Here is a 12152-nt window from a genome sequence, read left to right as displayed (position 1 = left end):
GGATCCGTACCCCCTTAAACGCCGCTTGCCGGAATGCCCGTCCGCTCCACCCTGCGTGGCGCGGTCACTTCCTTCCATTGCGACAGCGCCCTGTTCACCGCCATATGCGGTTCGCGCGCCACGAATTTTCCGTGGCCCGGCTTCGCTTTGACCACGCCATCCTCGACCACGATCTCGCCGCGCGACAGAACGGTTTTCGGCAGGCCCTTCACCTCGATGCCCTCGAACACATTGTAATCGATGGCCGATTGCTGGCTCTTTGCCGAAATCGTCTTCGTGGCTTCCGGGTCCCAGATCACGATGTCCGCATCCGCGCCTTCAACGATCGCGCCCTTCTGCGGATACATGTTGAGGATTTTCGCAATGTTGGTGGAGGTTACGGCGACGAACTCGTTCATGGTCAGCCGCCCGGTGTTGACCCCGCGTGTCCAGAGCACCGGCATGCGGTCTTCCAGTCCACCCGTGCCGTTCGGGATCTTTGTGAAATCGCCAACGCCATAGCGCTTCTGCTCGGTGGAGAAGGCGCAATGGTCGGTTGCCACCACCTGTAACGAGCCTGCCTGCAACCCCGCCCACAGCGAATCCTGATGCTGCTTGTTGCGGAAGGGCGGGCTCATCACGCGCCGCGCCGCATGGTCCCAGTCGTCATTGGCATATTCGCTTTCGTCCAGCACCAGATGCTGGATCAGCGGTTCGCCGTAAACGCGCATGCCCTTCTGCCGCGCCCGGCGGATCGCCTCATGGCTCTGTTCACAGGACGTGTGCACCACATAAAGCGGCGTGCCCGCCATGTCGGCGATCATGATGGCGCGGTTTGTGGCCTCGCCCTCCACTTCGGGCGGGCGCGAATAGGCGTGCGCCTCCGGCCCGTTATTGCCTTCCTCCATCAGCTTTGCCTGAAGCTGCGCGACCACATCGCCATTCTCGGCGTGAACGAGCGGCAGCGCGCCAATCTCGGCGCAGCGCTGGAACGACGAATACATCTCGTCATCGTCCACCATCAGCGCGCCCTTGTAGGCCATGAAGTGCTTGAAGGAGGTGATGCCCTTTTCCACCACCTGCGGCATCTCGTTGAAAACCTGCTCGCCCCACCAGGTGATCGCCATGTGGAAGGAATAGTCGCAGGTCGCCCGGGTCGACTTGTTATCCCACATCTGGATGGCTTCCAGCAGAGACTGGCCGGGCGAGGGCAGGCAGAAATCCACCACCATGGTGGTGCCGCCGGAAACGGCGGCGCGTGTTCCGCTTTCGAAATCGTCGCTTGAATAGGTGCCCATGAAGGGCATTTCGAGATGGGTGTGCGGGTCGATTCCGCCCGGCATCACATAGCAGCCGGTGGCGTCGATCTCGTGATCGCCATGTAGATCGTGGCCGATCGCCACGATCTTGTCATGCTGCACGAGAATATCGGCCTTCCACGTCCGGTCGGCCGTGACGATGGTTCCGTTTCTGATGACCTTGGACATGAGTTTCCCCTCTTATTGTGTTGTCCTCGGCGGATATGCAGGATCGTCAGATCATTCGACGATCTCCGCCGTTTCCACCACGGCATGGAACAGGACATCCGCGCCGCCCTGCGCCCACTCCTTCGTGATCTCTTCCGCCTCATTGTGCGAAAGCCCGTCGACGCAGGGGCACATCACCATGGCGGTCGGCGCCACGCGGTTGATCCAGCAGGCGTCGTGACCAGCGCCCGAAACGATGTCGCGATGCGAATAGCCAAGCCGTTCGGCGGCGTCACGGATCGCCTTCACGCAGCCCTCGTCGAAGGTGACCGGGGCGAAATGGCCGACCGGCTCGATCTCGAACTTGATGTCGAGCGCGTCGCAGATGGTTTCGATGCCCGCCTCGATCTTCGCGCGCATCCTGTTCAGCGTCTTCTCGTCGGGCGAGCGGATGTCTACGGTGAACACCGTCTTGCCCGGAATGACGTTGCGGGAATTGGGGTAGACCTCCACATGGCCGATGGCGCCCACGGCGTTCGGCTGGTAGTCCATCGCCACTTCGTGCACCAGCTCCGTCACCCGCGCCATGCCGAGCCCGGCATTGCGGCGCTTGGGCATCGGCGTCGAGCCGGTGTGGCTCTCCTTGCCGGTCAGCGTCACCTGCAGCCACCACAGGCCCTGCCCATGGGTGACGACGCCGATATCGACGAATTCGTCTTCAAGGATCGGACCCTGCTCGATGTGCAGTTCGAAGAAGGCCTTCATCTTGCGCTGGCCAACGGGCTCGTCGCCCTTCCAGCCGATGCGCTCCAGCTCGTCGCCGAAGCGCTTGCCTTCCGCATCCGTGCGGTCATAGGCCCAGTCGCGCTCATGCACGCCGGCAAACACGCCCGACGCCAGCATGGCCGGAGCGAAGCGCGTGCCTTCCTCATTGGTCCAGTTGGTCACCACGACGGGATGCTTGGTCTTGATGCCCAGATCGTTCATCGAGCGGATGACTTCGAGCCCGCCCAGAACGCCGAGTACACCGTCATACTTGCCGCCCGTCGGCTGGGTGTCGAGATGCGAGCCCACATAGACGGGCAGGGCGTCCGGGTCGGTGCCTGCGCGCGTTGCGAACATGGTGCCCATTTCGTCCACGCCCATTTCGAGCCCGGCTTCCTCGCACCATTTCTGAAAGAGCCTGCGGCCTTCGCCGTCTTCGTCCGTCAGTGTCTGGCGGTTGTTGCCGCCGGCCACACCGGGCCCGATCTTCGCCATCTCCATGAGTGAATCCCAGAGGCGGTCGGCGTTGATCTTTAAGTTCTCGCCCGGTGCGGCCATGTTGCGTATTCCCTTACTTCAATTCGACTTCGACGAACGACATCGGTTTGTCGCCGCCATTGATGACATTGTGCTCCACGCCCTCGTCGCGGCGGTAGGAAACGCCTGCTTCAAGGTTGTTGTGCACGGTTTCGCCGCCCGGCATTTCCAGATGGAAAGCGCAGGGCGTGAGCGTGGTGATGACATAGTCCATGCCATGGCGGTGCCAGCCGGTCTCCGCCCCCGGCGCGAAATCCCAGCGGGTCACGCGCACGCGCTCGTCTTCGATCAGCACCTCATGGGTGGCCTTTTCGCGTTCCGTCGCCATATCAGTCAATCATCCTCAAAACGTCGCGCAGATTGTCGATCAGCTCATCGATCTGGCCGCGGGAGATGATCAGCGGCGGCGAAAGCGCGATGATGTCGCCCGTCGTGCGGATCAGGAACCCGCGCTCATAGGCCTTGAGGAAGGCCGAGAAGGCGCGTTTGGTCGGTTCGCCGGGAATGCTCTCCAACTCCACCGCGCCGACAAGGCCGATATTGCGAATGTCGATCACATGCGGCTCGCCCTTGAGCGAATGCAGCGCATCGGCCCAGTGGTCGGCAAGCTCCGAGGCGCGCGTGAGCAGCCCCTCTTCCTGATAGGTGTCGAGCGTCGCCAGACCCGCCGCACAGGCAATCGGATTGCCCGAATAGGTGTAGCCGTGGAAGAACTCGATCAGGTGCTCCGGCCCGTTCATGAAGGCGTCGTGGATTTCCTTCTTCACGAACACCGCGCCCATCGGGATGACGCCGTTGGTCACGCCCTTGGCGGTGGTCATGATGTCCGGCACCACGCCGAAATAATCCGCAGCAAACGGCGCGCCGAGGCGGCCGAAACCGGTGATGACCTCATCGAAGATCAAGAGGATGCCGTGCTTGTCGCAGATGTCGCGCAGGCGCTTCAGATAGCCCTTCGGCGGGATCAGAACACCCGTCGAACCGGCCACCGGCTCGACGATCACCGCTGCCACCGTCGATGCGTCATGCAGCGCAACGATGCGCTCCAGCTCGTCGGCCAGGTCGCCGCCATGCTCCGGCTCGCCGCGCGTGAACGCGTTTTCGCCGGGCAGATGCGTGTGCGGCATGTGGTCGACGCCCGTCAAAAGCGTGCCGAACATCTTGCGGTTGGACACGATGCCGCCCACCGAGATGCCGCCGAAATTCACGCCATGATAGCCGCGCTCGCGGCCGATCAGGCGGAAGCGCGAGCCGTCGCCCTTCACCCGGTGATAGGCAAGCGCGATCTTCAGCGCCGTGTCGACGCTTTCCGAGCCCGAATTGGTGAAGAACACATGGTCCATGCCCTCCGGGGCCATCGCGGCCAGCCGGTTGGCGAATTCAAACGCGATGGGATGGCCCATCTGGAAGGCGGGCGCATAGTCCAGCTCTGCGGCCTGTTTCTGGATGGCCTCGGTGATTTTCGGCCGGCAGTGCCCGGCGTTCACGCACCACAGCCCCGCCGTGCCATCCATGATCTTGCGGCCGTCCTCGGCCGTGAAGTGCATGTCCTTGGCTGCGACCAGCATCCGTGGCGTTTCCTTGAACTGCCGGTTCGCAGTGAACGGCATCCAGAATGCGGATAGGTCGTTCGGCCTCTTGTTTTGCCTGTCGAGCATGACCAAGCTTCCCCTGATTGTTTGTTGCGCTCGGCTTATCCCGGTCAATGCTTGGTAGTTCGCACATAGTTATGCTACGAAATTTTTGACCGTTTGGACAAACGTTAACACCGCCATGTGGGCGGTCAAGAGTATAGTAGGGGAAATGTCCTTGCGCCGGCGCATTCCACAGTGGACTAATCGGCTGGACCAGAAGCGCCGTTTACACGGCCTTGATGGCCCCCGTCACACGCGCGCAACCGACCCCGCAGCCCATGGAGCGGCAGCCTGATGGACGAGCCCGCTCCCCGCCCCAAACGCACCCGCATCCAGCGCGAGAAACGCGAGCTGATCGGAGAGGCCGCGCTTGAGGTTTTTTCCAGGCACGGTTTCCGCGGTTCGACCATCGATCAGATCGCCGATGAGGCGGGCATGTCGAAGCCCAATCTCCTCTATTATTTCAAGAACAAGGAGGAGATTTTTACGACCCTGATTCAGCGTCTCATGGAGACCTGGCTCGCCCCCCTGCGCGCCATGGATGCGGCGGGCGACCCACAGTCGGAAATCCGCTCCTACATCCGCCGCAAGATGGAGATGTCGCGCGACTTTCCGCGTGAGAGCCGGCTTTTCGCCAATGAGATCCTGCAGGGCGCGCCGCGCATCCTCCCGCTGCTTGAGGGCGAACTCAGGGAACTGGTGGACGAGAAGGCGGCGGTCATCGCCGCATGGATGCGCGAGGGAAAGCTAAAGAAGAGCGACCCCTACCACTTCATCTTCGCCATCTGGGCGACCACCCAGCACTACGCCGATTTCGACGTCCAGGTACGCGCCGTTCTGGGCGAAAAGCGCGGCGGCGAGGGTCGTTTCGAGGATGCCGCGCGGTTTCTTGAGGGGTTGTTTTTGGAGTAAGTAACGGCAAGATTGCGATAGCAGATTTTGCATCGTTTTTTTGCCAAGGGGGATTTGGACTTGAATTTTTGCAAAGCGGGTATTTGGGAGGATGTTGTTAAATCCTCTCAGGGCGATTTGTTCGACATTGATTTTCTTCTTGGGGCAGGAGCTGATTTTCGAGAGCAGTATAGTGGGGCGAAACCCGTTTCCTGGCCGAACATTCCCGCTGATGTTGCCAAATTTGAGCAGGGAAAGGCTGACGACATCTGCGCTGGCTACGATATGCCGATCACCTTTACGCCGGATAATTGGAATGGGCGCTTTTTTGCGCTGATCGCGCAGGATCCTTTGAGAAAACCGCTTGAAGGCAAGGGCAAGCGACAGTTCACTCTGGCAACCCCTTGGGGTTTCAGTAACCCGGAGGCACCAAAAGCTGCTCACAACGGCAAGCTCTGGCCGTCAGTCGAAGCGATCTGTCGTTCCGGTCATGGCGTCTATCTCACCGATGCCTCGAAAATCTACATCCATCCGAAGAACAGCCTCAAAACCGCCAAGACCCGGGCGCTTGAAGACGAGGTCTTCAAGAAGGAGATGGAAGCGGTCAAACCCGTCCATGTGGTGGTCTTTGGTCGTGAGGCGGAAGCTTCAATCTGTGCGCTTGGTGTGTCCAGCTACGACTACCATCCGCATATCTCTGCTTGGGGAAAGCAGAAGTCCCACTACGGTACGGAAAACGAAACCCATGCGGTGATCGCAGGAGCCCTGATGGCGCAGATCGCCCGCAACAGCGGTGTCGAACTCAGCTGATCCGAGCCTTCCCCGAAGAGGCTGGCTGGTTGGTTTCAGCCAGCCTTGTTCGGATACGATCAGGCGCGTTGCCTCTGCGCCGCACAGCTGTTAAACGCCCGGTCCCAACTCAACCGGAGCACTCACATGCGGCCTGCACTCAGGGCGAAAGCCATCGCGATCTGCGAAGAGAAAATCGCGAAGAAGGGTGAGGGCGTCGGGCTCTCTTTCTATGCCTTCTTCGCCAACAAAAATGACGACCCTGAGCTTCTCATGGAAGCAGCCGAATGGTGGATCAGGACGCATGCGCTCGATCATTTCGAAAAGGCGGTGAAGATCCGGGACATGATCCAGTCCGGCAAATAACCAGCTGTCTTTCAAAGCGGTTCGTCTGGCCGGTGCATTCCATTTGCGCCGGTCAGTCCCCATATTGGGGGCATCCGAGTTTGAACCGTTCGAGACAGGCCATGCGTTTTTCCCTCCCGACCCTTGCCGCGTCATTCATCGCGTCCGTTTTCATCGCAGCTCCCGCATCCGCCGAGCAGGTGGGCGAAATCGGTGTCGACTGGCTCGGCAACGACATCATCATCGAAGCCGTCAATGACCCGAAAGTGGAGGGCGTGACCTGTCACGTCACTTATTTCGATCGCGGCGTGATCGACCGTTTGCAGAAGGGCAACTGGTTCGAGGACCCGTCCAACTCCTCCATCTCCTGCCGCCAGACCGGTCCCATCGTTATCGGCGATATCGAGATGGATGACGGTGGCGAAGAAGTGTTCAAGCAGCGCCAGTCGCTCATCTGGAAGTCGGTCGTCGTCAAGCGCATCTATGATGAGGCCAACGACACGCTGATCTATCTGTCCCACGCCCGCCAGGTGCAGGACGGTTCGGCCAAGATGGCGATCTCCACCGTGCCGCTCTACGGGCAGGATGCGGTCTGGAAAGAGGGGGAATAGTCTTCTCTGCTGGTGCGAAGCGGGCGCAACGCGTTTCGCCCGCTTTCGCCTTGTTTTCGCATCCTCAGACCGCGCGTGGCCTGTCGTAAGGGCACCACCAGTAAGCCCTGTGAATGCAGTTTCCCTGTCCATCGCCAAAGGCGTGGTAGGTGCGCTTGAAGCGCTTTTCGTCAATGCCGAAAAGGGCCGCCACGTCTGCGATCTGGAAATCGTTGAGGCCGGCTTTCGCCAGATCTCCAAAGTAGATTTTCGAGACGAAGCCGTTCTCGTCGAAGTCCAGGCAATGCCTGAAAAACGAGATTTCCTCATTGCTCAGGATCGAAAGGTGCGATGTGTCGAGCTTCTGGTCGTCCCCGCAGAACTCGTCGAAATCTTCAAGTGACCTGATCATGACTTTCCTCCACAGCGTAATTGCAGCGAGAATTGCCGGATCAGGCTACTTTAATTCCGATTGATCTGTCACTCGAAATAAAACGCAGAGCCTTGGAAGTTTAGCCGTCAAGATAAGCGTAGGCGCCGGTTGCCGTGAAGGCGAGGCGTGCGTCGCCTTCGGCGCGCATCTCCACCCGCACATAGGCCATGCGCCGTCCATTCGACAGCACCTCGACGCGGATCGCCACGGGGCCGGGTTTCAGCGGGCGAATGAAATGCGTCGTCATGTCCACCGTCGTGCAGGTGCGGAAGCGGCCATTGGCGGCGGAAAGCGCTGCCACCGCGCAGGTGTCGGCGGCGGAAGCCGTTGCCTGCCCGCAGATCACGCCGCCCGCATGCGCAAGGTCCCGGTTTTCCGGCAGGCGGAAGTCCACGCCCGTTTCGTCCGCTGCGAGCGCCTCGATCTCAAGCGCTGCAATCCACGGTGCGAAAACCGTTGCAAGCGTGTCGCGCGCGGCCGTCAGCGCGTTCTTTTCGATCGCCGTTTCGCTCATCATTCCTCCCGTCGCCAAAAAGCGTTACAAAATATTGCAAGTTTCAAGCTTTTTTGTTACACGTTTTCTGTGAGGGCATGTTCCCCCGCCCTGAGCCGCCGCAAGCATGGAGGACAAGCGATGTATAGCCAAGGGCTTATCGGCGCTAAGACCGATACGAACGAAGACGAGGCTTTCCTCGCCGCGTTTCAGGCGCGCATCGACGCCGAAGAGAAAATCGAGCCCAACGACCCGATGCCGGAGGGCTACCGCAAGACGCTCGTCCGCCAGATCGGCCAGCACGCGCATTCCGAGATTGTCGGCATGCTGCCGGAGGGCAACTGGATCACGCGCGCCCCGTCGCTGCGCCGCAAGGCGGCCCTGCTCGCCAAGGTGCAGGATGAGGGGGGCCACGGGCTTTATCTCTATTCCGCTGCCGAGACGCTGGGCGTTTCGCGCGAGGAGATGACCGAGGAGCTTCTGTCCGGCAAGGCGAAGTATTCCTCCATCTTCAACTATCCGACGCAGACCTGGGCCGACATCGGCGCGATTGGCTGGCTTGTGGATGGCGCGGCCATCATGAACCAGATACCGCTCTGCCGCTGTTCCTACGGCCCCTATGCGCGCGCCATGATCCGCGTGTGCAAGGAAGAGAGTTTTCACCAGCGTCAGGGCTACGAGATCATGATGACGCTGGCGCGCGGCACGCCCGAGCAGAAGGAAATGGCGCAGGATGCGCTGAACCGCTGGTGGTGGCCCTCGCTCATGATGTTCGGTCCGCATGATGGCGACAGCCAGCACAGCGACCAGTCCATGAAGTGGAAGATCAAGCGCTTCACCAATGACGAGCTCAGGCAGAAATTCGTCGATGCAACGGTGCCGCAGGGCGAGTTCATCGGCCTGACCTTCCCCGATCCGGACCTGAAATGGAACGAGGAGAAGGGCGGCTACGATTTCGGCGCCATCGACTGGGATGAGTTCTGGCGCGTGGTGAAGGGGCATGGCCCCATGAACCGCGACCGCATCGCCGCCCGTCAGAAGGCCTGGGACGATGGCGCGTGGGTGCGCGAGGCGGCCCTTGCGCATGCGGAAAAACGAAATGCCCGCCGCGAAGCGGCGAAAATGGCGGCAGAGTGAGCGGAGAGACGCTATGAGCAAGAACCAGATCCCCCTTTGGGAAGTCTTCATCCGCCCGCGCAACGGGCTGGCCCACAAGCATTGCGGCTCGGTGCACGCCGCCGATGAGGTGATGGCGCTTCAGGCCGCGCGCGATGTCTACACGCGCCGCGGCGAGGGCACCTCCATCTGGGTCGTGCCGTCGTCTGCGATCACCGCGTCGGACCCGGAAAACAAGGACGAGAACTTCGAGCCGGCAATGTCGAAGGTCTACCGTCACCCGACCTTTTACGAAATTCCGGAAGAAGTGGGGCATATGTGATGGCCGCCGCTTCTTCCATCGCTTCTTCCATCTCTGGCGAAACGCTGACGGCGTTCCTGCTGCGGCTCGCCGACGATCATCTGGTCCTCGGCCACCGGCTTTCGGAGTGGTGCGGCCACGCGCCCATGCTGGAAGAGGATCTCGCCATGCCCAACATGGCGCTCGATCTCATCGGCCAGGCGCGCGCGCTCTACCAGTATGCCGGCGAGGTCGAGGGCAAGGGCCGCGACGAGGACCAGATCGCCTATGTGCGCCGCGAGCGTGAATATGTGAACTGCCTGATGGCCGAGCGCCAGAATGGCGATTTCGCACACACCATGCTGCGCCAGTTCTATTTCGCAGCCTTCATGCAGCCGCTCTGGCAGGCCATGATGACGTCGACCGACGAGCGTCTGGCCGGCATCGCCGCCAAGGCCGAGAAGGAAGTCGCCTATCACATCCGCCATGCCGGCGAATGGGTGGTGCGCCTTGGCGATGGCACGGAAGAAAGCACCCGCCGCATGAAGGCGGCGGTCGAGGCGCTCGCGCCCTATGTGGACGAGCTGTTCGAGAGCGACGATGTCACCCGCACCGTGGCCGGGGCCGGGATCGCGCCCGACCCGTCCACCCTGCGGCCTGCCTTCGACGCCATTGTCGGCCCGGTCTTTGCCGAAGCTGGCCTTGAATGGGTGGAAACGCCCTATGGCCAGACCGGTGGCCGTCAGGGTCGCCATGGCGAGGCACTGGGCTTCCTGCTCGCGGAGCTGCAATACATGCAGCGCACCTATCCGGGGATGATCTGGTGAGTGCGAGGTCGGATAAGGTCGTGACAGCCTCCTTCTCCCCGCCTGCGGGGAGAAGGTCCCGGCAGGGGGATGAGGGGCGAGCCTGCCTCTCGGATGCTGTGCAAAGCCCCTCATCCGACCCTTCGGGCCACCTTCTCCCCGCAGGCGGGGAGAAGGAAGAGCGCGCCTATCGCGCCGCCGCTTCCGTGGTCGATCCGGAAATCCCCGCCGTCACCATTGCCGATCTCGGCATCCTGCGCGGTGTGGAGATGGAGGGCGACGTCGCCGTTGCCCGCGTCACGCCCACCTATACGGGCTGCCCGGCGGTGCTTGCCATCGAGCTCGCGGTGGAGACGGCGCTGCGCGAGGCTGGCTTCGAACCGCGCATCGAGCGGGTCATTTCGCCCGCATGGACGACGGACTGGATCACGGCGGAGGGGCGTGAAAAGCTGCGCGCCTATGGTATTGCGCCACCGGCGAATGCGTCCAATTCCATCCGCTCCCTTTTCGGCGAGACGGAGGTGGCGTGCCCGCGCTGCGGCTCGCTCGAGACCGCGCGCATTTCCGAGTTCGGTTCCACGGCCTGCAAGGCGCTTTACCGCTGCCAGACCTGCCACGAGCCTTTCGACTATTTCAAATGTATCTGACTGAACCCAGACCGAGGTGACCATGGCCCCGCGTTTTCACGATCTGAAAGTGGCCTCCATCGAGCGCCAGACCCCCGAAGCCGTGGCGATCGCCTTTGAGATCCCGGCCGATCAGGCCGAGGCCTTTGCCTTCACGCCCGGCCAGTATCTGACGCTCGCCACCGATATCGACGGCACGGAGGCGCGCCGGTCCTACTCCATCTGCTCCGCGCCCGGCGATCCGTATCTCCGCGTCGGCGTGAAGAAGGTGGCCGATGGCCGCTTCTCCACCTTCGTCAACGATGTCCTGTCGGTTGGCGACACGATCCGCGTGATGCCGCCGCAGGGCCGCTTCACCGCGCTGAAGGGTGAGCGCCACGATTACCTGCTGTTCGCCGCCGGCTCCGGCATCACGCCAATGCTCTCCATCGCCCGCACGGTTCTCGCCCACGAGCCCGAGAGCACCATCACGCTGGTCTATGGCAACCGCTCCACCGAGACGATCATGTTCCTTGAGGAGCTGAACGATCTCAAGGACCGCCATATGGGCCGGTTCACGCTGATCCATCTCCTGTCGCGCGAAACGCAGGATGTGGAGCTCCTGAATGGCCGCATTGATGCCGGGCGCGTTGGCGAGCTCGCCTCCGGCGGTCTCATCGAGCCCGCCGCCATGGATGGCGTGTTCCTGTGCGGCCCCGGCGAGATGATCGACGCGGTTTCCGGCGCACTTGAGACCATGGGCGTCGAGCGTGACCGCATCCGCTTCGAGCGCTTCACGCCCTCCGGCGAAGCGCCCGCGCCCCGCAGGGCGTCGAAGGCCGCACGCGAAGCGGTTCAGGATGGTGTTGCCATTGAGGTCGTTGTCGATGGCGTGCGCCGCAGCTTCTCCATGCAGGATGCCGATGGCACCGTGCTCGACGCCGCCCACAAGGCCGGCATCGAGCTGCCTTACTCCTGCGCAGGCGGCATGTGCTGCACCTGCCGCTGCCGCGTTGTGGAGGGACAATCGGAGATGGCCGTGAACTTCTCGCTCGAACCCTGGGAAGTGGAAGCCGGCTTCACACTCGCCTGCCAGACCCGCCCCACGGCGAAGAAACTGGTCCTCGATTTCGACGCCGCCTGATCAGCGCGTTTCATTTCTGACAACCGTCAATGACGCGTTTCTTCTCCCCGCAAGCGGGGAGAAGGTCCCGGCAGGGGGATGAGGGGCAAGCGCCTGCTCTTCTCGTTTGCCACTGCCCCCTTCATGTCGCCCCCGCCCTTCGACAAGCTCAGGATGAGGGCTGTGTTGGAGGGGAGGACTTGGCAAGTCGGAACCCACCCTATCAGTGGGCTTTCAAACGTAATCTCGCCTGATCAAAGATAGCACGGTCAATCTGCCTTCTCCCTCATCCTGAGCTTG

At 61.8% G+C, this 12152-nt stretch carries 15 protein-coding genes; 9 read left to right on the top strand and 6 right to left on the bottom strand.

Annotation, left to right across the window (positions count from 1 at the left end; translation table 11 throughout):
- Positions 1-14: 14 nt before the first annotated feature.
- The 4 genes from hydA to ACRTG1_RS11585 are packed head-to-tail and all read right to left on the bottom strand — an operon-like array spanning position 15 to position 4405.
- A complete protein-coding gene (gene hydA, locus ACRTG1_RS11600) occupies positions 15-1466 on the bottom strand; it encodes a dihydropyrimidinase (RefSeq protein ID WP_432516309.1) in 1452 nt (483 codons plus the stop codon).
- Between the two features lie 51 nt (positions 1467-1517).
- Positions 1518-2768 (bottom strand): Zn-dependent hydrolase, encoded by a 1251-nt coding sequence (locus tag ACRTG1_RS11595; RefSeq protein ID WP_113155684.1) that lies wholly within the window; start codon positions 2766-2768, stop codon positions 1518-1520.
- A 13-nt stretch (positions 2769-2781) separates the two neighbouring features.
- Positions 2782-3075, bottom strand: coding sequence for a cupin domain-containing protein (locus tag ACRTG1_RS11590; protein ID WP_090327048.1), 294 nt, complete (start codon positions 3073-3075; stop codon positions 2782-2784).
- A 1-nt stretch (position 3076) separates the two neighbouring features.
- Entirely contained in the window at positions 3077-4405 is a 1329-nt protein-coding gene (locus tag ACRTG1_RS11585; protein WP_113155683.1) for an aspartate aminotransferase family protein, read from the bottom strand.
- A 270-nt stretch (positions 4406-4675) separates the two neighbouring features.
- Between ACRTG1_RS11585 and ACRTG1_RS11580 the strand changes: the two genes are divergently transcribed.
- The 4 genes from ACRTG1_RS11580 (at position 4676) to ACRTG1_RS11565 (ending at position 7017) form a co-directional block, all read left to right on the top strand.
- Entirely contained in the window at positions 4676-5293 is a 618-nt protein-coding gene (locus ACRTG1_RS11580; protein WP_283799628.1) for a TetR family transcriptional regulator C-terminal domain-containing protein, read from the top strand.
- Between the two features lie 27 nt (positions 5294-5320).
- Positions 5321-6082, top strand: a complete 762-nt coding sequence (locus ACRTG1_RS11575) for a hypothetical protein (protein WP_432516308.1) — start codon at positions 5321-5323, stop codon at positions 6080-6082.
- Positions 6083-6208: 126 nt separating this feature from the next.
- The gene (locus ACRTG1_RS11570; protein ID WP_206994158.1) at positions 6209-6427 is read left to right on the top strand and encodes a DUF6500 family protein; all 219 of its coding nucleotides are present in this window, start codon (positions 6209-6211) and stop codon (positions 6425-6427) included.
- A 101-nt stretch (positions 6428-6528) separates the two neighbouring features.
- The gene (locus ACRTG1_RS11565) at positions 6529-7017 is read left to right on the top strand and encodes a CreA family protein (RefSeq protein ID WP_206554176.1); all 489 of its coding nucleotides are present in this window, start codon (positions 6529-6531) and stop codon (positions 7015-7017) included.
- Positions 7018-7081: 64 nt separating this feature from the next.
- On the opposite strand, the gene ACRTG1_RS11560 is transcribed toward ACRTG1_RS11565, so the two are convergent.
- Positions 7082-7408, bottom strand: coding sequence for a hypothetical protein (locus ACRTG1_RS11560; RefSeq protein ID WP_113155680.1), 327 nt, complete (start codon positions 7406-7408; stop codon positions 7082-7084).
- 100 nt (positions 7409-7508) lie between these two features.
- The gene (locus tag ACRTG1_RS11555; RefSeq protein WP_206543916.1) at positions 7509-7943 is read right to left on the bottom strand and encodes a PaaI family thioesterase; all 435 of its coding nucleotides are present in this window, start codon (positions 7941-7943) and stop codon (positions 7509-7511) included.
- A gap of 120 nt (positions 7944-8063) precedes the next feature.
- On the opposite strand from ACRTG1_RS11555, the gene paaA reads away from it, so the two are divergent.
- The 5 genes from paaA to paaE all read left to right on the top strand — a co-directional run bounded on the left by paaA (position 8064) and on the right by paaE (position 11873).
- The gene (paaA, locus tag ACRTG1_RS11550) at positions 8064-9059 is read left to right on the top strand and encodes a 1,2-phenylacetyl-CoA epoxidase subunit PaaA (protein WP_113155679.1); all 996 of its coding nucleotides are present in this window, start codon (positions 8064-8066) and stop codon (positions 9057-9059) included.
- Between the two features lie 13 nt (positions 9060-9072).
- Positions 9073-9360 (top strand): 1,2-phenylacetyl-CoA epoxidase subunit PaaB, encoded by a 288-nt coding sequence (gene paaB, locus ACRTG1_RS11545; protein WP_065814923.1) that lies wholly within the window; start codon positions 9073-9075, stop codon positions 9358-9360.
- Positions 9360-10145: a 1,2-phenylacetyl-CoA epoxidase subunit PaaC gene (gene paaC, locus ACRTG1_RS11540; protein ID WP_432516307.1), complete on the top strand. Its 786-nt coding sequence runs from the start codon at positions 9360-9362 to the stop codon at positions 10143-10145. The genes paaB and paaC overlap by 1 nt, the downstream gene beginning before the upstream one ends.
- Before the next feature lie 98 nt (positions 10146-10243).
- Positions 10244-10771: a 1,2-phenylacetyl-CoA epoxidase subunit PaaD gene (gene paaD, locus ACRTG1_RS11535; protein WP_206543914.1), complete on the top strand. Its 528-nt coding sequence runs from the start codon at positions 10244-10246 to the stop codon at positions 10769-10771.
- A gap of 22 nt (positions 10772-10793) precedes the next feature.
- The gene (gene paaE / locus ACRTG1_RS11530) at positions 10794-11873 is read left to right on the top strand and encodes a 1,2-phenylacetyl-CoA epoxidase subunit PaaE (RefSeq protein ID WP_317087719.1); all 1080 of its coding nucleotides are present in this window, start codon (positions 10794-10796) and stop codon (positions 11871-11873) included.
- Positions 11874-12152: the final 279 nt, after the last annotated feature.

The organism is Nitratireductor sp. PBL-C9 (genome assembly GCF_050877045.1).
Lineage (GTDB): Bacteria > Pseudomonadota > Alphaproteobacteria > Rhizobiales > Rhizobiaceae > Nitratireductor > Nitratireductor aquimarinus.
Note: the sequence above shows the minus strand (reverse complement) of the source record. Positions and strands in the feature narration are given on the sequence as shown.